Origin of the sequence: Lentzea rhizosphaerae (assembly GCF_042649515.1) — a bacterium.
GTDB lineage: Bacteria > Actinomycetota > Actinomycetes > Mycobacteriales > Pseudonocardiaceae > Lentzea > Lentzea aerocolonigenes.
Map to the genome: position 1 here is coordinate 305,226 of NZ_JBHRZI010000057.1, position 26,081 is coordinate 331,306.

Here is a 26,081-nt window from a genome sequence, read left to right on the forward strand (position 1 = left end):
CGGACGTGCTTTTCGCGCCAAACAACAGGGAGCGATACGCCGAGAGAACCCTGACCGTTCAACCTCGAGACCGGCCACTGGCGCGGCGGCCTCGTCGTGAGCGACCCGGTCGGCAAGCGCCCTGGCTCGGCCTTGTTCGGGGACTGAGCCAGGCCGTTTCAGAAGGCCTTCGCGTTGCGGGCAGCCCAGTCGGCGAAACGGGTCGCGGGCCGGCCGGTCACCTGCTCGACGTGTGGGCTGACCTGCTGCTCCTCCGCCGTCGGCGATCCCAGAATGGTCAGCGTCCCGTCCACGACGGGCGGTGGCATGAACTGCGACATCTGCTGCCGAGCCTCCTCGACGGACTGCTCGACGAACGGCAACGACAGCGCCTCCGCCCGTTCCTGCGGAGTCATCGCCTCCGGCCCGGTCAGCACGTACGTCCGCCCCTCGTGACCACCCTGAAGAGCCGCAGCCGCAACGGCAGCGATGTCCACCGGGTCGACGAACGGCAGCGCCACGTCCGCGAACGGCGCCGCGGCCACCCCACCGGCCCAGGCGTAGGCGTTGGTGAAGAACCCGCTCGGCCGCAGGATCGTCCACTCCAGACTCGACTGCCGCACGGCCTCCTCGAACGACGCCAACCGCGAGTGCGGCACCATGCCCGGCCGCGTTCCCGCACCCTGCGACGACAGCAGCGCGACCCTGCGCACCCCGCCGGCCTTGGCCACGTCCAGCAGCCCGGCGATGTCGGTGTCCGGCCCGAGCAGCTCGCCGCCGAACAGCAGGAACAACGCCTCGGCACCGTCCACGACAGGTTCGAGCGTCTCCGGCCGGGCGAGATCCACCTCCGGCCGCGACACCCCGCGAGCCCCGTCCCCCAGCAACTCCATCAGCGGGCGTCCCACGTTGCCGGTAGCCCCAGTCACCACGATCACGAGCTTCTCCTCAGCCGTTGATTCGGTATCGCGAGGAAAGCTAACATCGTGAAGTTAGTAGGTACCTAGAGGAAAGTGACTACCCGTGGAGCCCGTACCGGAGCTGGCCTGCCCGATCGCGCCCGTCGTCGACCTCGTCTTCAGCCGCTGGACGACGCCGATCCTGTGGACGCTGAACCAGTACGGCCGCCAGCGGTTCGTCGAGCTGGAGCGGCGGATCGGCACGATCACGCCGAAGGTGCTGACGCAGCGGCTGCGGCAGCTCGAAAGAGACGGTCTGATCACCAGGACCTACCACCCGGAGGTTCCTCCACGGGTGGAGTACGAGATCAGCGAGCTGGGGCGCAGTCTCGCGCCGATCTTCCACAACCTCGCCGAGTGGTCGAAGCGCAACCTGACCCAGGTCGACGAGGCCAGGCTGCGCTACGACGGGACGAACTAACCCTTCACGGCGCCGGACGACAGCCCGGTCACCAGGAACCGCTGCACCAGGTAGAACACGATCACGGCGGGGATCGCCACCAGGATCGACGCGGCGGCGAGGTGCCCCCACTCGGTGCGGTTCTGCTGCACGAACACCTGCAGGCCGACGGCCAGTGTCTTCGACTCGTCCGCCGCCGACAGGAACGCCGACGCGAACGCGACCTCGCCCCACGCCGTCAGGAACGCGTAGAACGACGTCACCGCGAGACCCGGCTTGGCCAGCGGCATGACCAGCCGCCAGAACACGCCGAACGGCGAAAGGCCGTCCACGCGGCCGGCTTCGTCGATGTCCGACGGGATCGTGTCGAAGTAGCCCTTGAGCATGTAGGTGCAGAACGGCACCGCGGTCGTGCAGTACACGAGCACGAGGCCGATCGAGAGTCCCTGCAGCCCGAGCGTGAGCAGGATGTTGTACAGCGGCACGATCAGCACCGCGAACGGGAACATCTGCACGACGAGGAACATCCACATCAGGGATCGCTTGCCGGGGAACCGGAAGCGGGAGGCCGCGTACCCGGTCGTCGCCGACAGGAACACCGCGATGACCGTCGTCAGCAGCGCGATGAGCACCGAGTTGCCGAACCAGGAGAGGAAGTCGCCCTTCTCCCCGTCCAGGATCCGCCCGTAGTTGTCCAAAGAGGACTCGTTGAACAGCTTCGGCGTCGTCTCGACGGCCTTGGCGTCCGGCTTGAACGACGTGACGAGCACCCAGAACACCGGGAACACAGCGATGACCGACGCCGTGATCAGCGCGGCGTGCAGGCCGAACGAGGCGAGCTTGGACCGCTCCGCGCGCTTGAGCCTGCGGTCGGTGGCCTTGACCACCTGCAACGACGTTGCGTCGAGCGTCATCACCACACCTCGCCTTGCGAACGCAGCGCACGGCGGTAGACCGTGGCGAAGACCAGCAGCACGGAAAGGATCAGCACGCCGTAGGTCGACGCGATGGCGTAGTCGCGGGACGCTCCGGAGAAGAACCGCTCGAACGCGTACGTGACGAGGATGCGCGTGTTCGGGTTCGGGCCCGCGATCAGGTAGATCACCGGGAACATGTTGAACGTCCAGATGATGCCCAGCAGGATCACCGTCGACGACACCGAACGCAGGCCGGGCAACGTGACGTGCACGAAGCGCTGCCACGGCGTGGCACCGTCCACTTCGGCCGCTTCGTAGAGATCGCCGGGGATCGACTGCAGTCCGCCGAGCAGCGCGACCATCTGGAACGGCACGCCGAGCCAGACGTTCACGATGATGACGGCGAGCAGCGCCCAGTTCGACTGGCCGAGCCACACCGGGTCCGGAAGCCCCAGAGAGCGCAGGAACTGGTTGATGATCCCGTACTGCGCGTTGAACATGTACTTCCACGCGAACGCGCTGATGAACGCGGGCACCGCCCACGGCAGGATCAGCAGGACGCGGTAGAACGTGCGGCCCTTCACCTGGCGGTTGAGCAGCAGCGCCAGGCCGAGGCCGATCGTGTAGTGGAAGAACACGCAGCCGAACGTCCAGATGAGCGTGCGGACCAGCGTGCCCCAGAACGCCCCGTACGACGCGTCGCCGGACAGCACGTTCAGGTAGTTCTTGAAACCAACGCCCTCGTACGTCGCCGGCCGGTCGAGCACCGGGTTCGCGATGTTGGCCTCGTTGATGTTGGTGAAGGTGAAGAACACGCCCTGCGCGAGCGGGTAGAGCACCAACACTGCGATGACCACCACGACAGGCAGGACCATCGCGTACGCGTACCAGTGCCGTTCCAAGAACCGGCGCACCGATCTCTCCCTCCGACTAAGGGGTGGCCGGAGACCCGGCCACCCCGATCAGGAATCAGCCGACGGAGTACTCGGGAACGACGGTGTCCTTGTAGGCCTTGGCGACCTCGTCGAGCGCCGCCTTGGCTTCCTTCTTGCCGGCGAGGACGTCGGCGTAGGCGATCTTCAGCGGGTCGAACAGCTGGCCGCCCTCCGGGATCCACGGACGGGCGTGCGCGGACTTGGCGACCGGCTCGAACGCGGACACGACGGCGTTGGCCTTCACGTCGGCGTTGCTGTACGCGGACTTGCGGGTCGGCAGCAGGCCGAGCTCCTTGGCGACCTGGGCCTGCGACTCGGCCGAGCTCATGCACTGGATGAACTTGATCGAGGACTGCTTGGCCTTGGTGCCCTGGCGGATCACGTAGTCGTGGCCACCGACCGGCGCGCTGCCCTTGCCGGCGGAGTCACCGGGGACCGGCGCGATGCCGAGGTTCGACGCGTCGGTGAACGCGGCGCCCTTGAGGTAGTCGGCGACGGCCCACGGACCGTTGATGACCATGGCGGCGTCACCGGACGAGAACGCGGCCTGCATGTTCGCGTAGGAGTTCGTCGGGTCGAGCGCGGTGGAAGCGGCCTTGGCGTCGAGCAGGCCCTTGGCGGTCTGCAGCGCCTTCACGTTGTCCGCGGAGTTGACCACGATCTTCTTCGCCTGAGCGTCGACCAGGTCGCCGCCCGCGCCGTAGATGAACGGCAGCGCGTAGTACGCGTCGTTGTTGAGGAAGAACGACTTCTCGCCGCCCAGCTTCGCGGACGCGGCCTTCAGCTCGTCCCACGTCTTCGGCGGCGTGACACCGGCGTCGGCGAGCTTCTTCTTGTTGTACAGCAGGGCGAGCGAGTCGGTGACCTGCGGGACGCCCCACGACTTGCCCTCGTACTTCGTGGAACCCAGCGGCACCTCGAGGAAGTCGCTGGTGTCCTTCGCGAGGTCGGTGTCGCTCAGGTCGGCGACGAGGCCGTTCTTCGCCAGCTGCGGCACCCAGGCGACCTCGGAGCGGAACACGTCCGGCCCCTGACCACCCTGCGCGGCGGTCTTGTAGTTGTTCAGCGCCTGGTCGAACGCGACGGTCTCGGTCTTGACCTTGTAACCGTCCTTGGTGGCGCAGGCCTCCGCGATCTTCTTGAACACGGGGCTCTCGTTGGGGCCACTGGTGTCCCAGAAGGTCACTTCGCCCGAGTCGGATCCGCTGCTGCTCGATCCACCGCCTCCACAGGCGGTGAGCACGAGGGCGACACCCGTCGCCATGGCGGTCACGAGGGTTGTCCGTCGCATCGTTGCTGCCGTTCCCTCCAGCTGGGGCCTCATCCCGGAGTGAGATGAGGGTCTTGCAAGGTTTTGCGATAATGTTGCGGGCGATTTCACTACCAGAACCATGGTCAGGTCAAGACGTCGACCGTAACCAAGCCGTAACGGCACCGTCTTGCAAACGCTCGTTGCAAATTTTTTCCGGACACGGCAGGCTTGCCCCGCAACCGAGCTGAGCAGGGAGGCAACGTGTCCGGACTGTCCGAGATCGCGAGGGCAGCCGGGGTGTCCATCTCGACGGTGAGCCGCGTGCTGAACCGACGGGCGGGCGTCAACGAGGAGACCCGGCAGCGGGTGCTGTCGGTCCTCGCGGAGATGCCGTACACCCCCCGCGGCCTCGGTGCGCTGCAACGCACCGGTGTGATCGGCCTGCTCGTGCCGGAGCTCTCGAACCCGGTCTTCCCCGCGTTCGCCGAAGCACTGGAGACGCGGGCCGCACGCCTCGGCTACTCCTCGCTGCTGTGCAACACCCGCAGCGGCGCCCCGATGGGCGAGGAGGAGTACGTCCGGATGCTCCTGGCCCGCGGGGTCGAGGGCATGGTGTTCGTGTCACCGGAGATCACCAACGTCGAGGTGCCGCTCGGTCAGGCGCCCCGGCCGAGCTACTACGCGAAGCTCGTCGCGGACGGCGTCCACATGGTCTTCCTGAACGGTGCCACGCCCGCGCTGGACGTGCCCGACGTGACGGTGGACGAGCAGCTCGCGGGCTACACGGCCACGAAGCACCTGATCGAGCTCGGCCACGAGCGGATCGGGTTCGTCTCGGGCCCGGCACGCTCGTTGCCCTCCCGCCTGAAGCGCGCCGGCTGGGCGGCCGCACTGGAGGAGAACCACCTGCCGGCGGGCTCCGAGTACGTCTCGCACGCGCCGTTCAGCGCGGAGGGCGGCGGCCAGGCACTGGCCCGGTTGCTCGACACGGTGACGCCGACCGCGGTGATCTGCTCGTCGGACCACATGGCGCTCGGCGTCATGCGCGAAGCACACCAACGAGGGATTTCCGTACCGGACGACCTGTCCGTCGTGGGATTCGACGACATTCCATTGGCCGCCTATTCGTCGCCCGCTCTGACCACGCTCGCGCAGCCGATCGAGGAGATGGCGGCGGCCGCGATCGACGAGCTCGTGCTGCGTCTGGACCCGGATCGCCGCAGGCAGGGCACTGACAACTACACCCGCGTGTTCCGGCCGCGACTGGTCGTCAGGGAGTCGACGGCCCCGCCGAAGTGAGACGCTTAGTGGTCTGGACCAAATTCTGAACAAGGCAGATGGGTCAACCAGGGCGGATGCGTCATTTGAGGGACACAGGTCACCCTCGCTTCACGAATTGGTTCTGAACCGTTACGGTCCTTTCATGGCGCGGTCGATGCATGTGCGACGTCCGGCAACGTTGGCCTCTCTGGCCGCTGAGCTGGGCGTTTCCCGGACAACGGTGTCCAACGCCTACAACCGTCCCGACCAGCTCTCCCCCGAGCTGAGGCGGCGGGTGTTGGACACGGCCCGAAGGCTGGGTTATCCCGGCCCGGACCCTGTGGCGCGCTCGTTGCGCACGCGCAAGGCCGGGGCGGTGGGCCTGCTGCTCACCGAGAACCTCTCCTACGCGTTCCGCGACCCGGCCGCGATCGGCTTCCTCGAGGGCCTCGCACTGGCGTGTGAAGACGCCGGCACGGGCCTCTTGCTGGTCCCCGCGAACCCTGAGCGCGAGGACGTCGCGTCGGTGCACCGCGCGGGCGTCGACGGCTTCGTCGTCTACTCGGTCCCTGACGACGACCCGCACCTCGCCGCCGTGCTGGAGCGCCCGGTGCCCACCGTGGTCTGCGACCAGCCGGACCTCGGCACGGTCGACCGGGTCGGCATCGACGACCGCGGCGCGATGTACGAGCTCGCGAAGCACCTGATCTCGTTGGGGCACCGCAGGATCGGCGTCGTCTGCATGCGTCTCGCACGCGACCGCAACGACGGCTTCGTGACCGCGGACCGCCAGCACGCCGCGCACTTCCACGTGCAGCGCAACCGCCTGTCCGGCCTGGCCGAGGCGTTCAGCGAGGCGGGCGTCGACTGGTCGCAGGTGCCCGTGGTCGAGCGCTTCGACCACAACATGGCCTCCGGCGCGTCCGGCGCGGCCCAGGTCCTCGACCGCGACCCGCAGGTGACCGCGTTGATCTGCACCTCGGACGTGCTGGCGCTCGGCGCGCTGACCGAGGCCGCCCGCCGCGGCCTGCGCGTGCCGCACGACATCACGGTGACCGGCTTCGACGGCATCCGCGCCGGCGAGGAGGCCGGGCTCACGACGGTCCGTCAGCCGGTGATGGAGAAGGGCCGGGCGGCGGGCAAGCTGCTGCTCGACGCGAACGAGCGGTCGCGGCCGCGGTCGGTCAACCTCGCCACGGAGCTGATCATCGGCAAGACGTCGGGGGCGCCGCGCGGCGGTGCCGAGGAGCGTTGGTTCGGGCCGTGAGGCCCAGTGCTCCGAGGCTCAGTACTCGAGCCTGAACACCACTGGTGAGCTGGCCTTCCCGGCCAGCTTCGCCACCAGCAGGTAGTCGCCGGGCCCGAGCCGGGTGTGCGCACCGCACCCCGGCTTCGAGGTGGAGCCCGCCCACTTCGTGCCGTAGTTGAAGATCTCCTTCGGCTGCATGACCCGCACCTCGGTGCCCGCGGTCGCCAGGCAGTGGTTGCTGGACCACAGCAGAGTCGCGCCGTCGGCGGTCATGACCGTGAGCTCGCGGTGCTGCCGGCCGATGTCCCTGATGCACGGCACGGTCCCGTTGTTCACCACGTCCATCGACAGTTCCGGCTGGTCACCGATGGTGTAGAAGGGCTTGTTGGCCTTCGCGACGACCCCGATCACGTCGTCCGGGCAGGGCTGCGGCGGTCCGGGCGGAGGAGGCGGAGGCGTGGTCTCGGTGGGCGGCGGCGTGGTCGAGGAGGACGACGCGGCGGCCGCCTCGGACATGCTCGGCGGCGGGTTCGACGACGACGCCGCGGCCGCGTTCGTCGGCTGGGAGGTCTCGTCGTTCGAGCCGAACATCCCGACGATCCAGATCACGAGCACCAGTGTGGCCAGCGCGGCACCGATCGCGGCGATGCGGCGGCGCCAGTACACCGTGGACGGCAGCGGTCCTGTGGGCTCGATCACGGCCCGAAACTAGCCCGACCAGGTGGAATCCAGCGGTAGGCGAGCATCGCTCGATCCGGTGAACGTGATATTGACCCTCTTCCCCTTGTGAACGGCTGCTAACGCGAGTTCCAATCGACGCGGGGTGTCCGCCGGTAGGCCATGGAGGTTGTCATGACCGCGATCGACGAACTGCTCAAGCGGAACTACGAGCTCGGGAACGTGGTTCCAGGAGACCGTTCGTCCGCGAAGCCGTCCCTGCAGGTGGCCATTCTGACCTGCATGGACTCGCGCATCCGGGTGTTCGAGATCTTCGGGTTGAAGCAGGGTGAGGCGCACGTGCTGCGCAACGCGGGCGGAGTCGTCACCGACGACATGATCCGTTCGCTCGCGCTGAGCCAGCGCAAACTGGGCACGCGCGAGGTGCTGCTGGTGCACCACACGAACTGCGGCCTCGAGATGGTGACCGAGGACGACTTCAAGGACGAGCTGGAGACCGACACCGGCCTGCGCCCGACCTGGGCGGTCGAGGCGTTCAAGGTGGTCGAGCAGAGCGTGCGCGGCTCGATGGCGCGGCTGCGGCGCAGCCCGTTCATCCCGCACACCGACAAGATCCGCGGCTTCGTCTACGACGTGCACACGGGCGAGCTGCGCGAGGTCGACGCCGCGGAGACCGCCGCCGCCTGATTTTCTCCGCACGCGGGGGCCCCGCGTGACTTTCGCGATGCGAGAATGGCGCGCGATGAATCACGAGTTGTTGCTTGGCTGGTGGGACACCGCCGCGCGCGACCTGCCGTGGCGCCGCCCTTCGTGCACCGCCTGGGGCGTGCTGGTCAGCGAGATCATGCTGCAGCAGACGCCCGTGTCGCGCGTCGAACCGATCTGGCACGAGTGGCTGGCGAAGTGGCCTGTGCCGTCGGCGATGGCCGCCTCGTCCCAGGGTGAAGTGCTGCGAATGTGGGGAAAGCTCGGCTATCCCCGGCGCGCCCTGCGGCTGCACGAGGCCGCTACCGCGATCGCGCGAGACCACGGCGACGTTGTGCCGTCAGATGTTGAAACGCTGGAGTCGTTGCCGGGCATTGGCAGCTACACGGCTCGTGCGGTGGCCACGTTCGCGTACGGGCAGAAGTGCGCTGTCGTCGACACGAACGTCCGACGGGTCGTCGCGCGCGCTGTGCACGGTGCTGGGGATGCCGGGCCGCCGTCGACCAAGCGCGATCTTCGCGACGTCGAGGCGATACTCCCGGAGGCCCAGGACGACGCCGCGGTGTTCTCGGCGGCGTTGATGGAGCTCGGGGCGTTGATCTGCACGGCGAAGAACCAGAAGTGCGCCGACTGCCCGCTGTACGACGTGTGCGCGTGGCAGCTCGCCGGGCGTCCTGCGTATGCGGGGCCGGAGAAGAAGGTGCAGAAGTTCGCCGGGACGGATCGGCAGGTGCGGGGCAAGCTGCTCGACGTGTTGCGCGGGGCGCCGGGGCCGGTGCCGAAGGCTCAGCTCGACATCGTCTGGAACGACATCACTCAGCGGGAGAAGTGCCTGGTCTCGCTGCTCGACGACGGCCTGGTCGAGCAGACTCGGGACGGGCTGTTCGCGCTGCCGGGAGAGCACTGATGCACGCGCTGGTGGCGTTCTTCGACGACGAGGCGGACAAGAAGGTCCGCGACCTCTGGCGGCAGATCGGCGCCCGTCACGAGCAGGCACCGCACCTCACGTACGCCGTCGCGGGCACCATCGGCCCGAAGGTGCGCAAGGAGTTGCGGGAAGACCTCGAACGCCTCTGGATGCCGGACCTCTGGCTGCACACGCTCGGCACGTTCTCGACCGTCGACAACGTCCTGATGCTCGGTGCCGTGGTCGACAACGAGCTGCTCGCGGTCCACTCCGCCATCCACGACGTGCTGGCGAGCAAGGTGAAGAACCCGAGCGCGTACTACCTGCCGGGCAACTGGGTGCCGCACTGCACGCTCGCGGCGGACATCGACGACGAAGCGACCAAGGCCGCGTTCGCCAAGGTCTTCCCCGTCGAACCCATCCGAGCGAAGGTCCGCGAGGTCTCCATCGTCGACACTCAGACCGGCGAGATCGACGTGCTCAAGAAGGCCTCCACAGCCCCGCGGTAAACCCAAGGCGCACTCGCGTGCACGACGTGGCCGGCTTCCGGCACGTACAGGTACTGCCCACGAGAAAGCCGCGCCGCCTCCTCCATCTGCCCCGGCAGCTGGCCGCCCCGGCCTGCCTCGATGACCAGTGACGGGCAGCGGACCTCAGAGATGAGATCCCAGTACGCCCGCGTGCCCCAGTGGGCGGCGATCTCGTAGAGGTCGTCCATCGACGCGATCAGGTGCCAGCCGTCAGCGCGTTCCTCGAAGTACTCGGCGAACACCGAATCGCCGAAGTACGACGTCACGTGCGCGACCGACTGGAACGGCACCGGCCACGCGTCGAAGAGCCACTTCCACTCGTCGATCGTCCTGCCCCTGTTGTCCGGGGCGAAGTCCTCGACCACAATCGCGCTGACCAGGTCCGGACGGGTCGCCGCGAGACACCACGCGTGCAGCCCGCCCATGGAGTGCCCGATCACCACGGCGGGTCCGAGGCCGAGGTCCTCGATGGCGGCAGCGGCATCGGCGACGAAGTCCTCGGTGCGAAATGGTCCCCGCTGCGGGTTTCGGCCGTGCCCGCGCTGGTCGATCCCGACGACGCGGCCGAACGGCCTGAGCCACTGCGCCACCGGCCACCAGGCCGCGGCCCTGCTCATCAGGCCGTGCAGGAGCAGCACGCCTTGGCCCGTTCCGCCGAACTCCACCACCGACACAGGGATGATTAACGCATGAAGGCCCGCCCGTACCTGATCGCCCTGGTGCTGATCGTGCTCGTCGCAGGTCTGCTCGTCGTGTTCCGCACGCCGGGCAGCGATCCCGCGCGGCAGCCACGCCAGGAGACGTCACCGGAGGCCGCCGTGGAGGCCGGTGCGGGCGCGGGCGACGCCTACTACCCGACGGACGGCAACAGCGGCTACGACGTCGGCCTCTACGACCTCGCGATCACCTACGACCCCGGCTCGAAGAAGCTGGACGGCGTCGCGACGATCACCGCCACCGCGTCGCAGGACCTCTCGCGCTTCAACCTGGACCTCGAGGGTCTGAAGGTCAGCGACGTGAAGGTGGGCGGCCGGCCCGCGAAGTTCGCGCAGGAGGGCGACCACGAGCTGGTCATCACGCCCGCCGCGCCGCTCGCGAAGGGCAAGCAGTTCACCGCCGTCGTCACCTACGGCGGCGAGCCCACGACGATCAACGACTCCTCGCTGGGCCGCAGCGGCTGGCAGATCTCGTCGACGGGCGGCGCGTTCGCCGCGGGCCAGCCGCACTCCGCGACGACGTGGTTCCCGGCCAACGACACCCCGCGCGACAAGGCGGCCCTGAAGATCGCCGCCCGCGTCCCGGACGGCTGGACGGCGGTCTCGAACGGCCAGGAGGGCCCGGTCACGCGCGACGGCGGCTGGACGACGTTCAACTGGTCCGAGGAGACGCCGCTCGCGACCTACGTGGCCACCGTGGCGATCGACAAGTTCGAGGTCGTGCGTTCGAAGCTGCCGAGCGGCACCCCTGTCCTCGACGCCTACGCCCCCGGCACGTCGGCGCAGAAGAAGCCGATCCAGGCGCGGGTGCCGGAGATCCTCGCGTACCTGGAGACGAAGTTCGGCCCGTACCCGCAACGCGCGGCGGGCAGCATCTGGGTGGCCGACCAGATCGGGTTCTCCCTGGAGACCCAGACCCGCCCGATCTACGCGTCGTGGGCGGACCTCGAAACCGTCGTGCACGAGAACGCCCACCAGTGGTTCGGCGACTCGGTGTCGATCGAGAACTGGGCGGACATCTGCCTGAACGAGTGCCTCGCCTCCTACTCGCAGTGGCTGTGGCTGGAGAAGGAGGGCACGAACCTCGACGACCGCTACCGCTCCCGCGTCCAGGAGCTGCGCAGCCGGACGTCGTTCTGGGCGCCGAAGCTCTACGACATGGGCAAGGGCAACGAGTTCAGGGGCGTCTACGACAAGGGCCTCATGGGAATGCACGCGCTGCGCAAGCAGGTCGGGGACGACGTGTTCTTCAAGGCCCTGCAGTCGTGGGCCGCGAAGCACCGGGACGGCAACGCCACCTGGCCCGAGTTCGAGAACCACTTCAAGGAGGCGTCCGGGCAGCAGCTGGACGGCTTCTTCAAGGCCTGGTTCCGCGACTCGGGCATTCCGGAAGATCAGTACCTGCTGCCTGCCGGAGTGCGCCGCTAGTGTGGGTGTCATGGCAGTCGTGAAGATCAACGCGATCAAGGTTCCCGAGGGCGCAGGCCCCGAGCTGGAGAAGCGGTTCGCCGCCCGCCTCGGCGCGGTCGACGACCAGCCGGGCTTCCTCGGCTTCGAGCTCCTGCGGCCGGTCGCGGGCGAGGACCGCTACTTCGTCGTCACGCACTGGGAGACGGACGAGGACTTCGTGGCCTGGCGCGACGGGCAGGCCGGTGCGGCGGCGCACTCGGGTGAGCGCGCGAAGCCCGTGTCGACCGGTGCCGACCTGCTGGAGTTCGAGGTCGTGCTGGGGAGCAAGCCCAAGCAGTGATCGACCAGGCCTACGACAGAGCCGCCGAGCTGATCGCCGGTGCGGACGCGTTGCTCGTCTGCGCCGGTGCCGGCATGGGGGTCGACTCCGGTCTGCCGGACTTCCGCGGCACCGAGGGCTTCTGGCGGGCTTATCCGCCGTACGAGCGGCTCGGGCTGAAGTTCGAGGAGATCGCGGATCCTGTGCACTTCGCCGACGATCCCGCGCTGGCGTGGGGTTTCTACGGCCACCGGTTGCACCTCTACCGCGCCACCGTGCCGCACGAGGGCTTCGAGATCCTGCGCGGGTGGGGCGCCCGCGTCTTCACGTCCAACGTGGACGGACAGTTCCAGAAGGCCGGCTTCACCGACGTCGCCGAGGTCCACGGGTCGATCCACCACGTCCAGTGCGTGGAACCGTGCACCGACGAGGTCTGGGAGTGCTCGTTCGACGTCACCGTCGACCCCGAGTCGATGCGGGCCGTCGGTGAGCTGCCGTCGTGCCCGAACTGCGGCGGGCTGGCCAGGCCCAACATCCTCATGTTCGGCGACTGGGGCTGGGTGCCGCACCGCAGCCAGGCGCAGCTCGACGCGCTCACCGAGTGGCGGCGGGCGCAGCAACGGCTGGTCGTGATCGAGATCGGCGCGGGCACCGCGGTTCCCACCGTGCGGCGTCAGGCCGAGCTGGCGAGCGCCGCCTCCGGTTCGCTGATCCGGATCAACACCCGCGAGCCCGAGGTCCGGCACGGCCGTGGTGTCTCGCTGCCCGCCGGGGCCGCGGAGGCGCTCAGAACTTTGGCACGACGAACTGCGTGACGACGGCCCGGTGGTCGCTGCCGGGCACGTCGAACACGTCCGTCGTGTCGACCGGGCAGCGCTGGTCGACCAGCACGTGGTCGATGGTGACCGGCGGCGGCCAGATGCCGCTGTCGCTCGGCCAGGTGTGGATCAGGCCCTTGCCCACCTGGTCGGCGGCGTCGACGTAACCCTTGTTCAGCAGGCGCGTGATGCCGACGTGGTCGAGGGTGGCGTTGAAGTCGCCCGCGAGCACCCTGATCGCGCCGGTCGAGTCGGGGCTGGGCAGCCCGGCCAGCTCTCGTTGCCACGCCTCGGGACCGGCCGTGACGACCGGCGGCAGCGGGTGCACCGAGACGACCTCGATGTCCTTGCCCGGCAGGTCCACGACCGCACCGGCCTGCTGCAACGTGCCCGGCGGGGTCAGGTTTCGCTGTGTGAGCGGGTACTTCGAGGCGATGCCGCTGCCGGACCCGCCCGGCTCGTCCAGGAAGACGCGGTTGGGCAGCACCTGGTCGAGGCCCGCACGTTCTAGGTCGCGCACCATCTCCGGCGTCAGCTCCTGCATCGCCAAAATGTCGATCTTGCGCGCCCTGACCTCCCTGACGATCGCCTCGGCGTCCGCCATGCCGACGAGGAGGTTCGAGGTCATCACCCGGACCGGTTGTCCCACGCCGTTCGGCCGCGAGTCGGGGAACGCCCTCGGCGCGACGTTCGCGACCATCACGATCGCCACGAGGGTCATCGTCAGCCCGACGACCCACCTCCTGCGGAGCAGCGCGAACAGGCCGATCAGCAGCCCCGCGACGGTGACGTACGGGGTCAGCGAGGTCGTGGCGATCATGTACCGGGTGCCGTCGATGCCGAGCAGCCTGAGCATCGCCGCCGCGACGAACGCCATCGCGCACACGACCAGCAGGAACGTGGTGAAACCGCTCTTGGGCGGCTTCACCTCGGTGGTGACCACGCCGTGCAGCGTGCCCGAGTGCGCGTCAGTCTCCGGTGTGGTCCCCACAGCCTGAGGACGGTTGGCGGCGGGCTCCCGTTGCGTCGGAATGTGTCAGACCTGTCCGGCATGCTGACCTCATGGGAACCAAGGACTGGATGCTCTTCTACGCATCCGGCGAGGTCAGCGAGGTGCTGCGCTCGTCACCGAAGATCGACCGCGAAGCCACCGCGGCGCTGGTAGCGCGGCTCTACCCGTCGTGCGACATCCGTCCGATCGCCGACGGCTCCCTCTACTCGTCCAACCCGCCGAAGGGCGAGGTCTACGCCGCAGTCTTCCCCGGCCTGTCGATCGTCTGCACCCAGGACGCCGCAGGCGACGCCCCGACCGAACTCGACGCGCGCTTCATCCGCGAAGCCGCCGGCCGCACCCTGTACCTGCACGCCATGCACAGCGTCGTGGACTTCTTCGCGTACGCGATCTGGGAGCCGGACGGCACCCTGCGGCGTTCGTTCAGCCTCTCCCCGGACAGCGGCGTGATCTCCGACGTCGGCACTCCCCTGCCGTTCGAGGAGAAGTACCTGGCGGGCGATCCGGAGTTCCTCGAAAGCCTCGACGACGAGGACGAGTACCCGTTCCGCTTCCACCCGCTCGACCTGGGAGAGGCGGCGCTGCGCGCGTTGTTCGGCTTCAACTACGAAGGTGTGATCGAGGACGACGACCCTGATCTGGAGGAGATCGTGCTGGCGGGCTACGTCGTCACACCACGCTGACTCAGACCGCTGCCGCGGGGTGCCTCGGCCGTGCGCCGGGCATCCTGTCGAGCAGCCCGCAGATCGTGTCGACCACGCCCATCAGGTCGTCGGGGTAGATGTGGTCGTGCACCACCAGGTAGACGAAGCCCGACTCGAAGGTCAGCGGCAGCCCCTTGGCGAAGGCGGGCAATCTCCCGTCCTGGTCGATGATCCAGTGCAACGCGTCGAAGTTCAGCTCCCTGGCCGCCGCGGCCGGGTCGCTGGCGTACGCCGAGAACTCCTGGTCCATCGGAGGCAGCAGCGGAACCGGCACCCACTGGGCGTCAGCCTGCTTCGCCGTCTCCGCTTTGTGGCCGACGATCTGCGTCCACTCGGACTCGAGCTGGCCCGGAGACAACGGCTGTCCGTTGTTGACGTTGTACCTGGTCGGCCGCCTGACCTTCAGCGGCGCGAGGCGAGCGGTGGCGATCTCGATGCGGTGCTCTTGCAGCCAGCGCACACCGAATCCGCGCGAGTCGTACCTGACCGATGCTTCGGTCACCCTGACGTGCCACGGACCGCGTTGGAAGTCCAGCGACAGGTCGAACTGCCGCTTCGATCGAAGCGCGACCGAGAACTCGTTCCAGAAGGGCTTGCAGAGCTCGGCCGTCCACATGGCCGCTTCGTCGGGGCCGAGCACCCTGCCGCCGATGCGCTGCGCCAACGGCGTCAGCGCGGCAATCTGCGCCTCGCGCCGTTTCGCGTGGCCGCGGAAGTGCCACCAGCGCCGGACGACCAGGAACACGATCGCCGCGGCGGTCCAAGCCAGGAAGTAGGGCGTCAGGATCACGTTGTGAAGGATCTTCAGCAGGATGTCCATGGTCAGATGTCCAAAAACCCTTCGATGCGCTGCTTCGAATGATCCGTGCCGGTCTCGCGGGACTCAGCGGCCTTCTCCTGGATCGACGTGTTGCGAAGACCCTTCTCGTGAGCCGGGTTCACCTGCGCCAGGGCCTCGTTGCCGACCGCGTCCAGCATCGACTTCCCGAAGCCCTGGTGCACACGCTCGCCGACCACACCGTCATGACTGTTCAGCCTGGTGACGGGGTTGCTCTTGAACCTCTCCCACTTCGACTTGCCCGCGAGCGCGTCGGTCGCCTGCTGGCTGGTGACCTTCTTGTCCGCCATGGCCTTCTTGAAGCCGGTCCCGAGGCTCTTGGCCTTGCTCGCCAGCGTGCGCAGGAAGTCCATGATCTTGGTCAGCAGCTGACGCAGCTTCGCGACGATCCGCGACACCCGGCCGGCCGTGCTGGCGACGCGAACTCCGGTCGCCGCACCCGCCGCGGCCGTCGAGGCGCCACAGCTCGGCACCGCGGCGGCGAGTGCCGGAATCCAGATCATGATCAGCCACGTGATCAGCTCGGTGAGGATCGCCTTGATGACGTCCTCGATCACCTGCATGATCATCGACGACATCAACAACAGTTCGGCCAGTTCACCGGCCTGCCCGGCAACTCCGTCGATGCCGTGGGCGAACTCCCCGAGCTTGGTTCCCGCCGCCTCGGAAGCGCTGCCGCCCCAGGTCTGCACGGTGCTCTGCAGGTCGTCGGCGAACGTGGTGCGCAGCTCGGCGATGCCCTCAGCAATGGCGCCGAAGTTCTCTCCCGCCTGCTGCAACGCGGGACCGTCGCCGCTGACGAAGTGGATCGCGTCCTCGAGCGGCTGCACCACGCTGATCAGGAAGTTGAGGCCCTGCCCGACCAGCCAGCCGAGCGGATCCATCACGAGACCCTGCCCGGCCTCGGTCAGCCCGCTGATCAGCGCACTGCCTTCGGACGACAGCGCGGACGCACCACCGGTCTCACCGGAGTCGCCCATCGCGTCCTTCGCCTTGACGAAGTTCCCGTAGATCGGGATCGCCTCGACGGCCTTCTCCCCGGTGGTCTTCTCGCCGACCTTGATGTCGACGCCACCAGCGCTGATCTCCTCCTCGGCCACGCGATCTACCCCCTGTCGACCTGGATGCCGTCGAGAATCGTCTTCAGGGCCGCTTCCTGGTCCGCATAGCCCTGAGCCGTGTCGCGGAACTTGCCCGCACCGGACTCCAGGCCTTCTTCCATCGCCTGGAACGTGTCCTTGAGGTCGCTCAGCAGATCCTTGTAGGTGTCGAAGACGAACAGGCCCACGACGCCCCACGACTTGTTCGACACGTCCGCCTTGTCCACGAGGCCCTTGATGGCGCTCGCCGTGGTGCGGTGCCCGTCGAGCTTGCCCGCGTACTCGCGCAGCTCTTCAGGGTTGACGCTGAACCCGCTCATCGGCCGTCCTCGTCGTCGAAGAGGTTCAGGAACTTGCCGTCCTGTTTGGACGGAGCGGCGGGCGGCTGCGGCGAACGCGCGTTCCACCCGTCACCGCGCATGATGTTCTGGTCGGAGAAGTCGTCGTGCGGCTCGGGTGCGGGCCTGCGGGGCGGTGCGGGCTGACGGACCGGGCCGGCGTTCTGCACCGGCGGCGCGGGCGGCGGTGGCATCGGAGGACGCTGAGGCGCCGGCGGTTGCGGTGCGGTGTCTTCTGAGCGAACGGTGCGGAGTTCCTCTTTGGACAATCCGAAGAGCTGCGACTGAGTTTCCAGGACCTGGTCGGACAGCTTCATGTCGTCGCCGATCGCACCCTCGACGATGCCCGCCTGGCGGCGGGCGGCTTCGGCCACGGCCTGCTGGAGGGTCGACATCAGCTCGGCGGCCAGGGCGTTGGGCGGTCTGCGCATGGCGAGGTCGGTGAGCCTGATGGCCTTGATGCTGCCGGACGGGCCCGCGACCACCGTCACGGCGCGGTCGGCCGAGGTGGCCACCGCCTCCATCTCGGTCAGCTGCTGCTGCATCTCGCCGATGTTGGCGAACTGCTGGTCAACGCGCTGCATCTGCGACTGGAACCGCTCGAACTGAGCGACCAGCTGCTCGAACGCCGCCGATGGCACAAGAACCTCCCGCAGGAACTCCGCTCGGGCAAGATCACGCGAGCGGCCGTAATAGTCGCAGGACGGGTTTCCGGTTCGCGGCGAAACGGGCAAATCAGGTCAGTGAGGTGATGTGATCCTCAGAGGACGGCGGTGGGGTCGCGCGGCTCTCCATCTCGTTGGCCCGCACCTGACCTCCGCACACCGCGTGCACGAAACCATCCTCAAAGGACAGTTCGAAGAACTCGGACGTGCCACGGCCCGCGCTGGAAGCTCAGCGTCAGTTCTGGCTCGAGCCTCGAGCGATGGAGGCGAAGAGTCCACGCAGCCGCTTCACCGGGGCCGGAAACGAAACCACCCAGCTTCGCAGCCAGCTCGCTCAGGGCGGGGTCTGCTCGGCGACGGCGTGAGCGCGGGCCACGCTGCCAAGGCCTCAACGCGACCAACGGGTTCAGCAGGAACGCCGGCACGTCCACGTGCCCTCCGGCGGAAGCGTCTCACCTCAGGAGTCGCCGAGGGCGCAGATTGTTGAACGGACAGACGAGAACGGCCCCCAGAAAGCCTGGGGGCCGTTCTGACATGCGGCTAGATCACTCGGTCTCGGTCGCCGGAGCGTCCTGCGACTCGGCGGCCGCGTTGGCCGTGAGGTCGACCGGCGGGGCGTCCGGCACGCGGTTCGGCTTGGCCTCGCCGCGGAACACGAACTTCGCCTTGTCGTGCTGGTCCGACTCGCCGTCCCAGCCCTCGACGTCGGTGATGATGATCTGGCCCGGCTGGATCTCGCCGAACAGGATCTTCTCCGACAGGGTGTCCTCGATCTCGCGCTGGATCGTCCGGCGCAGCGGGCGGGCGCCCAGCACCGGGTCGAAGCCGCGCTTCGCGAGCAGGGCCTTGGCACGATCGGTGAGCTCGATCGCCATGTCCTTGTTCTTCAACTGCGCCTCGACGCGGGCGATCATCAGGTCCACCATCTTGATGATCTCGTCCTGAGTCAGCTGGTGGAAGACGATGATGTCGTCGATGCGGTTGAGGAACTCGGGGCGGAAGTGCTTCTTCAGCTCGTCGTTGACCTTGTTCTTCATGCGCTCGTAGTTGGACGCGGTGTCCTGACCCGAGGTGAAGCCGAGGCCGACGGCCTTGCTGATGTCCGACGTGCCCAGGTTCGACGTGAAGATGATGACGGTGTTCTTGAAGTCCACCGTCCGGCCCTGACCGTCGGTCAGGCGGCCGTCCTCCAGCACCTGGAGCAGCGTGTTGTAGACCTCCTGGTGGGCCTTCTCGATCTCGTCGAAGAGCACGACGGAGAACGGCTTGCGGCGCACCTTCTCGGTGAGCTGGCCGCCCTCTTCGTAGCCGACGTAACCGGGAGGGGCACCGAAGAGCCGCGACGCGGTGTACCGGTCGTGGAACTCGCCCATGTCGATCTGGATGAGCGCGTCGTCCTCGCCGAACAGGAAGTTCGCGAGCGCCTTCGAGAGCTCGGTCTTACCGACACCGGACGGGCCGGCGAAGATGAACGAGCCGGAGGGGCGCTTCGGGTCCTTCAGGCCGGCGCGGGTGCGGCGGATCGCCTGCGACACGGCCTTGACCGCGTCGACCTGGCCGATGATCCGCTTGTGCAGCTCGTCCTCCATGCGGAGCAGACGCGTGGTCTCCTCCTCGGTGAGCTTGAACACCGGGATGCCGGTCCAGTTGGCGAGGACCTCGGCGATCTGCTCGTCGTCGACCTCCGCGACGACGTCCAGGTCACCGTCCTTCCACTGCTTCTCCCGCTCGGCCTTCTGGCCCAGGAGCTGCTTCTCCGCGTCACGCAGCTTCGCCGCGCGCTCGAAGTCCTGCGCGTCGATCGCGGACTCCTTGTCGCGACGGACGTCCGCGATCTTCTCGTCGAACTCGCGCAGGTCCGGCGGAGCGGTCATGCGGCGGATGCGCATGCGCGCGCCGGCCTCGTCGATGAGGTCGATCGCCTTGTCCGGCAGGAACCGGTCGTTGATGTACCGGTCGGCCAGCGTGGCGGCGGCGACCAGCGCGGAGTCGGTGATCGAGACGCGGTGGTGCGCCTCGTACCGGTCGCGCAGGCCCTTGAGGATCTCGATGGTGTGCTCGAGCGACGGCTCGCCCACCTGGATCGGCTGGAAGCGGCGCTCCAGCGCGGGGTCCTTCTCGACGTGCTTGCGGTACTCGTCGAGCGTGGTGGCACCGATCGTCTGCAGCTCACCGCGCGCGAGCATCGGCTTCAGGATCGAAGCCGCGTCGATCGCGCCCTCGGCGGCACCCGCACCGACGAGCGTGTGGATCTCGTCGATGAACAGGATGATGTCGCCGCGCGTGCGGATCTCCTTGAGGACCTTCTTCAGGCGCTCTTCGAAGTCACCGCGGTAGCGCGAGCCCGCGACCAGCGAGCCGAGGTCGAGCGTGTAGAGCTGCTTGTCCTTGAGCGTCTCGGGCACCTCGCCCTTGACGACCATCTGCGCCAGCCCCTCGACGACGGCCGTCTTGCCGACGCCGGGCTCGCCGATGAGGACCGGGTTGTTCTTGGTGCGGCGGGACAGCACCTGCATGACCCGCTCGATCTCCTTGGTGCGCCCGATCACCGGGTCGAGCTTCCCCTCACGGGCCGAAGCCGTGAGGTTGCGCCCGAACTGGTCGAGGACCAGGGACGAAGACGGGGTGCCCTCGCCACGCCCTGGCGACTCCGACGAACCCTTCTCCGTCGAGTAGCCGGACAGCAGCTGCAGCACCTGCTGCCGCACCCTGTTCAGGTCGGCGCCGAGCTTCACGAGGACCTGCGCCGCGACGCCTTCGCCCTCGCGAATCAACCCGAGCAGGATGTGCTCGGTGCCGATGTAGTTGTGGCCGAGCTGAAGCGCCTCGCGCAGCGAGAGCTCCAGGACCTTCTTCGCACGGGGGGTGAAGGGGATGTGTCCACTCGGAGCCTGCTGGCCCTGGCCGATGATCTCTTCGACCTGCTGGCGGACGCCCTCCAGCGCAATCCCCAACGACTCGAGCGCCTTGGCGGCGACACCTTCACCCTCGTGGATCAGACCCAGGAGGATGTGCTCGGTGCCGATGTAGTTGTGGTTGAGCATCCGTGCCTCTTCTTGGGCAAGGACAACCACCCGCCTCGCGCGGTCGGTGAACCTTTCGAACATTCGCACTCCCTGACTGCTGCGTCGGCGGTCCTCGGCTCCACCGATCTACCCTGGTGAGCGCGGCACCGTGGCTCCACTGTAGTGGGCGGCCCCGAGACCCGTGGTTCCCACAAGCGCCCATCGGCGTCCGGAGAACAGTGACATCAGCATCAACGCAGGTCGAAGGCAACGGATTCCACAGATCGGGCGATGTCCGCTCAGCGCGAACACCGCCGAGTTGAGCCATACTCCTGTGACCGGGCCCACCTCGCCGGGCGCAATTTGGTCATCTTTGGGTAAGGTTAGGCAAGCCTCATACCCATGAGATAGGACATGCGCGTTGACCGTACCGGCGAGGGTCTCACAGAAGAACCCGCGTGCGCTCACGCCTCTGGCCGAATCCATCGCCCGCCTGAACCTGGACACCGACATCAGGTTCGGCACCCAGCCCAGCGACTGGACGATCTGCTCCGACCTCCTGTCCGAGCCCACCAAGTTCGACCTGTGGCGCAAAGACCTCGCCGAATGGCTGGTGGAGCAATACGGCGAGTCCGACGACCGAGCCACCGCCGGCTACATCATGGGTTGGTACCTCCACGTCCCCGGCTACCTCGCAGGCCTCCTCTTCCACACGGCCCGCCGAGTCCCCACCCTCAAGCCCTGCGACACCGCGTTCAGAATCGCCCAGGACGGCCGCCCCCACCCGGACGGCATGGCGATCCTCAGCGACGAATTCGCCTGCCTCCCAGACGACCCGGCCTCGAACCACCCAGCCGCAACAGTCGTCCCCTCAGAAGCCGCCCTGGCCGCCCTCCTGCGCGCCCGCTACGCGGCCCACGCGGCCCAGTTCGTCGCCTCATTCGGCCAGGTGGTCCGCTTCGGCCGCCGCCAACTCTGGGCAGCAGCCACCGACATGCTCGAATACGGCCCCTGGGCCGCAGGCCGAGTGTGCGGCGACGAGAACGCAGGCGTCACCGAGGCAGCACTGATCCTCCCCGAAAAGCTCGAACCTTTCGTCTCCGCCTCAACCCTGCACCTCACCGACGAGGGCTGGAAGCGCAAGCGAAACAGCTGCTGCTTCCACTACGTCCTCCCGGACGCAGAGCCCTGCACGGCCTGCCCGCGCACCTGCTCCAGCAACTGAACGAGGGCCAACGGCCCGAGCCGAAGCGAGCGATCTCAGGTGGATGAACGGCGCTTTTGTCCACCTCAGGTGGACAAAAGCGCCGTTCATCCACGTCGGGGCCTGGGCCGGCGAGCCCGGAAGCCTGAAACAGGAACGGACCCACCCAACAAGACCACCTACGGACCGGACACCCGATGCCGAGACCCCACCGGCACCACCAACGGTGTCCCGGAAACCGGATCCTCGACAACCCGAGCATCCAGCCCGAACACGTCCGACAACATCGCCTCGGTCAACACCTCAGCCGGCGAACCCTGAGCCACGATCCGCCCATCGCGCATGGCAACGATCGTGTCCGCATACCGAGCAGCCAAGTTCAAGTCGTGCAACACCATCACGACAGTCCGCCCCATGGACGAGTGCAACTCCTGCACCAGATCCAACACATCAATCTGATGCGCGAGGTCCAAGTAGGTAGTCGGCTCATCCAGCAACAGCAGATCCGTGCCCTGGGCAAGAGCCATCGAGATCCACGCGCGCTGCCGCTGCCCACCAGACAACTCGTCCACAGTCCGGTCGGCAAGATCCGAAACCCCGGTCATCGCCATCGCGGCAGACACAGCCGCAGCATCATCAGACGACCACTGCCGATACCAGGCCTGATGCGGATGGCGCCCCCGAGCCACCAGATCGGCAACAGTCAGCCCCTCAGGAGCAGACGGAGCCTGAGGCAGCAACCCCAACACCCGAGCCACGTCCCGAGTGGCCATCCGATCGATCTGCTTGCCGTCCAACAGAACAGCCCCAGAACGAGCAGGCAACAACCGCCCCAACGCCCGCAACAGCGTCGACTTCCCACACCCGTTCGGCCCGATAACGGCAGTGACGGTCCCACCAACGATCGACAGGTCCAACGAATCGACGACCAGCCGCTCCCCGTACCCGACGCACAACGAAGAGGCCTCAAGCCGAACACTCATACCCGAGCCTCCCGACGGCTACGAACCAGCAGATACATCAGATAGGGCGCCCCGAGCACAGCCGTGACCACCCCGACCGGCAGCTCGAGCCGATAAACCGTCCGCGCCACCAGGTCCGACAACATGACCAGCACCCCGCCGACCACCACGGACCCGAACAACGGCGGCTGCGCGGTCCCCGCCAACCGCAAGGCGATCTGCGGCGTGGCAAGCGCAACGAACGCGATCGGTCCAGCCGCAGCCGTTGCCACAGACGCCAGCACGATCGCCACCACGATCAGGAAAGACCGTGCCAGGTTGACCCGCACCCCGAGCCCGCGCGAAGTCTCGTCCCCGAACTGCAGCGCCCCGAGCACGTGCCCACCGATCAACGCCACGGGAACCAGCACGACAAGCGCCAGTGCGACCGGCACGACGTGCTCCCACCCGCGCCCGTTCAGCGACCCGGTGATCCACACCATCGCGCGCCCGGCGTCCTGCACGTCGCCGACGGTCAGCAGGTAGTGCGTGAAGTTGCCGGCCACCGCGGTGATGCCGATGCCGACCAGCACCATCCGGAAGCCCTCGATGCCCTGCCGCCACGCCAGCGCGTACACCAGCAGGCCCGCGGCCAAACCACCCGCGAGCCCGGCCAGCGGCAGCCCGATCGACGCCGCACCGCCGGTCACCACGCCCAGCGACCCGGCGAACGTGATCACCGAGACCGCTCCGGCGCCGGCGCCCCAGGTCACGCCGAGGATGTCCGGCGACGCCAGCGGGTTGCGCACGATCGCCTGGAAGATCGCGCCCGACAGTCCGAGCGCACCGCCGACGAGCAGGCCCGTCAGCGCTCGCGGCATCCGCAGCTCCATCACCACGAACTGGTCGCGGCGCGTGCCTGCGCCCAGCAAGGTGTCGACGACCTGCGAGGCGGTCAGCGGGAAGTCGCCGATCATGATGTCGACGACCAGGACGACGGCCAGCAGCACGAGCGCCACCGCGACCACCACCAGCGGCCGCCGGCGCAGCTTGAACGAGGTCGCCCCGACCCTGAGCGCGGTCAAATCCTCACCAGCTTCTTGCGACGCACCAGGTAGATGAAGAACGGCGCGCCGAGCAGCGCCAGCATCACGCCGACCTCCACCTCGGACGGACGAGCCACCACCCTGCCCACGACGTCGGCGAACAGCAGCAGGATCGCGCCCAGCACGGCGGAGAACGGCAGCAACCAGCGGTAGTCGGGGCCGGTGAACGCGCGCGCCACGTGCGGCACCACAAGGCCGAGGAACCCGATGGGCCCGCACGCCGCGACAGCCCCGCCCACCAGCAGCGTGATCGCCAGGATGCCCAACGACCTCGTCATCCCGACCCGCACGCCCAGCGAACGAGCCACGTCTTCGCCCAGCGACAACGCGTTGAGCCCCGGCGCGTTGAACGCCGCGAGGACCAGCCCGACGACCAGGAACGGCAGCACCTGCGTCAGCACCGACATGTCGCGGCCCGCGATGGCGCCGACCTGCCAGAACCGGAACGCGTCGAGCGACTGCTGGTCGAGCAGCACGATCGCGGACACCAGGCCGTGCATCAGCGCGGAGACCGCGGCACCGGCCAGCGCCAGCGTCACCGGCGACGGACCGCCACGCCCAGCGGACCCGAGCAGGAACACCACCACGCTCGCGATCATCGCGCCGGCGAACGCGAACCAGATGTAGCCGACCAGCGACGAGACGCCGAGCAGGAAGATCGAGAGCACGACCGCGAGCGCGGCGCCGTGCGTGACGCCGAGGATGCCGGGGTCGGCCAGCGGGTTGCGCGTGTGGCCCTGCATCAGCGCGCCACCGACGCCGAGAGCGACGCCCACCGCGATGCCGATCAACGTCCGCGGGATCCGCAGCTGGCGGATCACCACGTCGTCCTCGACGCCGGTCGGCGTGAAGAGGCCGTGCCAGACCCCTGACAGCGGGATCTCCTTGGAGCCGATCGCGATGCTGGCCAGACACACGGCGACCAGCGCGAGCAGCAGGAAGAGCAGGCCGACCAACCTCTTACGGCCCAACGCCCACCCCTCCAAATGCCCGACTTATGCTCACGGAAAGCCAGGTAAGCCTAACCGAATCTCTGGAGTCCCCGATGCGAAGAACAGCTCTGATGAGTGTGGCGCTACTCGCGCTCACCGCCTGTGGTCAGGCGACCACGACGAGCCCGAGTGCGCCCGCCGACCAGGGCTGGACGCCGGTGACGATCGAGCACGCCATGGGCAAGACGGAGATCAAGGACCGGCCGAAGAGGATCGCCGCGCTCGACAGCAGCTACGTCGACGCCGCGCTCGCACTGGAGACCGAGGTCGTCGCGTACACCCGCTACCGCACCGACGGCCTGCCGGACTACCTGGCGCAGGACGCGGCCAAGTACGCGAAGAACGCCAAGGCCGTCGGCGAGCTGGCCAGCCCGAACCTCGAGGAGCTCGCCACGATCGGCCCTGACCTGATCGTGTCCGCGAAGGTCAGGCACGAGCAGATCTACGACAAGCTGTCCAAGATCGGCCCCACGGTGTTCAGCGTGACGACCGGGCCGACGTGGAAGGACAACATCCGCCTGCTCGGCAAGGCGCTGGGCAAGGAGCAGCTGGCCAACGAGAAGATCGCCGCCTACGAGGCGCGGGCCAAGAAGATCGGCGACGCCATCCGCGCCAAGGCCGGCCACAACCCGTCGATCTCACTGGCCCGGTTCGTCGCCGGTGAGCAGACCGTGCGGCTCTACACGGAGAAGTCGTTCCCCGGCGGCGTCCTGTTCGCCGACGCGGGCCTCGCGAGGCCGCAGGGCCAGCCGACTTCGGACAAGATCGCCGTCGACCTCAGCCAGGAGCAGATCTCCTCGCTCGACGCCGAACGGATCCTCGTCTCGGCCTGGACCGACCCCAAGGGTGAAACCGAGAAGATCAAGCAGCAATATTTGGCCAACCCGTTGTGGGGTCAACTAAAGGGCCAGAAGCAGGACATCTCCGATGTCGTTTGGGTCTCATCGGTCAGCCTTCAGGGCGCGCACGCGATGCTGGACGACCTCGCGAAGGGTTTCAACGTCGATCCAGCGCGTAGTTGAACAGTCACCTAAAAAACGCCCCAGAGGTTCGGGGATCTCCCCGAAAAGCACTGCGGGCCACAGCGAAGGTGCGCAGCACCGAGCAATGTGGCCCGCCTCGGGGTTCCGGGAAGATTCCCG

27 protein-coding genes are annotated in these 26,081 nt (G+C 67.9%); 12 read left to right on the forward strand and 15 right to left on the reverse strand.

All coding sequences use genetic code 11. The features are described from left to right. Positions 1-158: 158 nt before the first annotated feature. A complete protein-coding gene (locus tag ACFOWZ_RS46005; RefSeq protein ID WP_382380705.1) occupies positions 159-917 on the reverse strand; it encodes an SDR family oxidoreductase in 759 nt (252 codons plus the stop codon). 85 nt (positions 918-1,002) lie between these two features. On the opposite strand from ACFOWZ_RS46005, the gene ACFOWZ_RS46010 reads away from it, so the two are divergent. After that, entirely contained in the window at positions 1,003-1,359 is a 357-nt protein-coding gene (locus ACFOWZ_RS46010; protein WP_382380707.1) for a winged helix-turn-helix transcriptional regulator, read from the forward strand. Here ACFOWZ_RS46010 and ACFOWZ_RS46015 read toward each other — a convergent pair. From ACFOWZ_RS46015 to ACFOWZ_RS46025, 3 genes are read right to left on the reverse strand one after another with little or no spacing between them, the layout of a single operon-like run. Beyond that, entirely contained in the window at positions 1,356-2,252 is an 897-nt protein-coding gene (locus ACFOWZ_RS46015) for a sugar ABC transporter permease (protein ID WP_382380709.1), read from the reverse strand. The genes ACFOWZ_RS46010 and ACFOWZ_RS46015 overlap by 4 nt on opposite strands. Further along, positions 2,252-3,169 (reverse strand): carbohydrate ABC transporter permease, encoded by a 918-nt coding sequence (locus ACFOWZ_RS46020; protein WP_382380711.1) that lies wholly within the window; start codon positions 3,167-3,169, stop codon positions 2,252-2,254. The genes ACFOWZ_RS46015 and ACFOWZ_RS46020 overlap by 1 nt, the downstream gene beginning before the upstream one ends. Before the next feature lie 55 nt (positions 3,170-3,224). After that, a complete protein-coding gene (locus ACFOWZ_RS46025) occupies positions 3,225-4,481 on the reverse strand; it encodes an extracellular solute-binding protein (protein ID WP_382380713.1) in 1,257 nt (418 codons plus the stop codon). A 222-nt stretch (positions 4,482-4,703) separates the two neighbouring features. Here ACFOWZ_RS46025 and ACFOWZ_RS46030 point away from each other — a divergent pair, with 222 nt between their 5' ends. Continuing rightward, positions 4,704-5,741 (forward strand): LacI family DNA-binding transcriptional regulator, encoded by a 1,038-nt coding sequence (locus ACFOWZ_RS46030; protein ID WP_382380715.1) that lies wholly within the window; start codon positions 4,704-4,706, stop codon positions 5,739-5,741. 124 nt (positions 5,742-5,865) lie between these two features. Continuing rightward, a complete protein-coding gene (locus tag ACFOWZ_RS46035; RefSeq protein WP_030471030.1) occupies positions 5,866-6,969 on the forward strand; it encodes a LacI family DNA-binding transcriptional regulator in 1,104 nt (367 codons plus the stop codon). 18 nt (positions 6,970-6,987) lie between these two features. On the opposite strand, the gene ACFOWZ_RS46040 is transcribed toward ACFOWZ_RS46035, so the two are convergent. Further along, the gene (locus ACFOWZ_RS46040; protein ID WP_382380718.1) at positions 6,988-7,650 is read right to left on the reverse strand and encodes a hypothetical protein; all 663 of its coding nucleotides are present in this window, start codon (positions 7,648-7,650) and stop codon (positions 6,988-6,990) included. Positions 7,651-7,803: 153 nt separating this feature from the next. On the opposite strand from ACFOWZ_RS46040, the gene ACFOWZ_RS46045 reads away from it, so the two are divergent. The 3 genes from ACFOWZ_RS46045 to ACFOWZ_RS46055 are packed head-to-tail and all read left to right on the forward strand — an operon-like array spanning position 7,804 to position 9,750. Continuing rightward, the gene (locus ACFOWZ_RS46045) at positions 7,804-8,316 is read left to right on the forward strand and encodes a beta-class carbonic anhydrase (RefSeq protein ID WP_382380720.1); all 513 of its coding nucleotides are present in this window, start codon (positions 7,804-7,806) and stop codon (positions 8,314-8,316) included. Between the two features lie 55 nt (positions 8,317-8,371). After that, entirely contained in the window at positions 8,372-9,241 is an 870-nt protein-coding gene (locus ACFOWZ_RS46050; protein WP_382380722.1) for an A/G-specific adenine glycosylase, read from the forward strand. Beyond that, entirely contained in the window at positions 9,241-9,750 is a 510-nt protein-coding gene (locus ACFOWZ_RS46055) for a 2'-5' RNA ligase family protein (RefSeq protein ID WP_382380723.1), read from the forward strand. The genes ACFOWZ_RS46050 and ACFOWZ_RS46055 overlap by 1 nt, the downstream gene beginning before the upstream one ends. Here ACFOWZ_RS46055 and ACFOWZ_RS46060 read toward each other — a convergent pair. Further along, positions 9,699-10,445 (reverse strand): alpha/beta fold hydrolase, encoded by a 747-nt coding sequence (locus ACFOWZ_RS46060; RefSeq protein WP_382380725.1) that lies wholly within the window; start codon positions 10,443-10,445, stop codon positions 9,699-9,701. The genes ACFOWZ_RS46055 and ACFOWZ_RS46060 overlap by 52 nt on opposite strands. A gap of 15 nt (positions 10,446-10,460) precedes the next feature. Here ACFOWZ_RS46060 and ACFOWZ_RS46065 point away from each other — a divergent pair, with 15 nt between their 5' ends. Genes ACFOWZ_RS46065 through ACFOWZ_RS46075 form a run of 3 tightly spaced genes read left to right on the forward strand, consistent with a single transcriptional unit; the run spans position 10,461 to position 13,031 of the window. Further along, on the forward strand, positions 10,461-11,915 hold the full coding sequence (locus ACFOWZ_RS46065; protein WP_382380727.1) for a M1 family metallopeptidase: 1,455 nt from the start codon (positions 10,461-10,463) through the stop codon (positions 11,913-11,915). 10 nt (positions 11,916-11,925) lie between these two features. Further along, positions 11,926-12,237 carry an antibiotic biosynthesis monooxygenase family protein gene (locus ACFOWZ_RS46070; protein ID WP_030471038.1) on the forward strand — a complete coding sequence of 104 codons (312 nt, stop codon included), beginning with the start codon at positions 11,926-11,928 and terminating at the stop codon, positions 12,235-12,237. Further along, a complete protein-coding gene (locus tag ACFOWZ_RS46075; RefSeq protein ID WP_382381312.1) occupies positions 12,237-13,031 on the forward strand; it encodes an SIR2 family NAD-dependent protein deacylase in 795 nt (264 codons plus the stop codon). Before ACFOWZ_RS46070 ends, ACFOWZ_RS46075 begins: the two co-directional genes overlap by 1 nt. On the opposite strand, the gene ACFOWZ_RS46080 is transcribed toward ACFOWZ_RS46075, so the two are convergent. Then, complete coding sequence (locus ACFOWZ_RS46080; RefSeq protein ID WP_382380730.1) at positions 13,003-14,025, reverse strand: endonuclease/exonuclease/phosphatase family protein; 1,023 nt, start codon at positions 14,023-14,025, stop codon at positions 13,003-13,005. The two genes, ACFOWZ_RS46075 and ACFOWZ_RS46080, sit on opposite strands and share 29 nt — an antisense overlap. A 71-nt stretch (positions 14,026-14,096) precedes the next feature. On the opposite strand from ACFOWZ_RS46080, the gene ACFOWZ_RS46085 reads away from it, so the two are divergent. Continuing rightward, positions 14,097-14,729, forward strand: a complete 633-nt coding sequence (locus ACFOWZ_RS46085) for a DUF6928 family protein (RefSeq protein WP_382380732.1) — start codon at positions 14,097-14,099, stop codon at positions 14,727-14,729. Between the two features lies 1 nt (position 14,730). On the opposite strand, the gene ACFOWZ_RS46090 is transcribed toward ACFOWZ_RS46085, so the two are convergent. The 5 genes from ACFOWZ_RS46090 to ACFOWZ_RS46110 all read right to left on the reverse strand — a co-directional run bounded on the left by ACFOWZ_RS46090 (position 14,731) and on the right by ACFOWZ_RS46110 (position 20,798). Beyond that, complete coding sequence (locus tag ACFOWZ_RS46090; RefSeq protein WP_382380734.1) at positions 14,731-15,570, reverse strand: hypothetical protein; 840 nt, start codon at positions 15,568-15,570, stop codon at positions 14,731-14,733. Positions 15,571-15,572: 2 nt separating this feature from the next. Next, positions 15,573-16,688: a WXG100 family type VII secretion target gene (locus ACFOWZ_RS46095; RefSeq protein ID WP_382380735.1), complete on the reverse strand. Its 1,116-nt coding sequence runs from the start codon at positions 16,686-16,688 to the stop codon at positions 15,573-15,575. A gap of 5 nt (positions 16,689-16,693) precedes the next feature. Continuing rightward, positions 16,694-17,008, reverse strand: a complete 315-nt coding sequence (locus ACFOWZ_RS46100; RefSeq protein ID WP_382380737.1) for a WXG100 family type VII secretion target — start codon at positions 17,006-17,008, stop codon at positions 16,694-16,696. Beyond that, on the reverse strand, positions 17,005-17,667 hold the full coding sequence (locus ACFOWZ_RS46105; protein ID WP_382380739.1) for a YbaB/EbfC family nucleoid-associated protein: 663 nt from the start codon (positions 17,665-17,667) through the stop codon (positions 17,005-17,007). The genes ACFOWZ_RS46100 and ACFOWZ_RS46105 overlap by 4 nt, the downstream gene beginning before the upstream one ends. Before the next feature lie 569 nt (positions 17,668-18,236). Further along, positions 18,237-20,798: an ATP-dependent Clp protease ATP-binding subunit gene (locus ACFOWZ_RS46110; RefSeq protein ID WP_382380741.1), complete on the reverse strand. Its 2,562-nt coding sequence runs from the start codon at positions 20,796-20,798 to the stop codon at positions 18,237-18,239. A 319-nt stretch (positions 20,799-21,117) separates the two neighbouring features. Here ACFOWZ_RS46110 and ACFOWZ_RS46115 point away from each other — a divergent pair, with 319 nt between their 5' ends. Continuing rightward, on the forward strand, positions 21,118-21,921 hold the full coding sequence (locus tag ACFOWZ_RS46115; protein WP_382380743.1) for a (2Fe-2S)-binding protein: 804 nt from the start codon (positions 21,118-21,120) through the stop codon (positions 21,919-21,921). Positions 21,922-22,079: 158 nt separating this feature from the next. Here ACFOWZ_RS46115 and ACFOWZ_RS46120 read toward each other — a convergent pair whose 3' ends face one another. From ACFOWZ_RS46120 to ACFOWZ_RS46130, 3 genes are read right to left on the reverse strand one after another with little or no spacing between them, the layout of a single operon-like run. Beyond that, positions 22,080-22,883 carry an ABC transporter ATP-binding protein gene (locus ACFOWZ_RS46120; protein ID WP_382380745.1) on the reverse strand — a complete coding sequence of 268 codons (804 nt, stop codon included), beginning with the start codon at positions 22,881-22,883 and terminating at the stop codon, positions 22,080-22,082. Then, positions 22,880-23,926 carry a FecCD family ABC transporter permease gene (locus tag ACFOWZ_RS46125; protein ID WP_382380747.1) on the reverse strand — a complete coding sequence of 349 codons (1,047 nt, stop codon included), beginning with the start codon at positions 23,924-23,926 and terminating at the stop codon, positions 22,880-22,882. The genes ACFOWZ_RS46120 and ACFOWZ_RS46125 overlap by 4 nt, the downstream gene beginning before the upstream one ends. Then, complete coding sequence (locus ACFOWZ_RS46130) at positions 23,923-24,918, reverse strand: FecCD family ABC transporter permease (protein ID WP_382380749.1); 996 nt, start codon at positions 24,916-24,918, stop codon at positions 23,923-23,925. Before ACFOWZ_RS46130 ends, ACFOWZ_RS46125 begins: the two co-directional genes overlap by 4 nt. Positions 24,919-25,010: 92 nt before the next feature. Between ACFOWZ_RS46130 and ACFOWZ_RS46135 the strand changes: the two genes are divergently transcribed. Then, positions 25,011-25,961, forward strand: coding sequence for an ABC transporter substrate-binding protein (locus ACFOWZ_RS46135; protein WP_382380751.1), 951 nt, complete (start codon positions 25,011-25,013; stop codon positions 25,959-25,961). Positions 25,962-26,081: the final 120 nt, after the last annotated feature.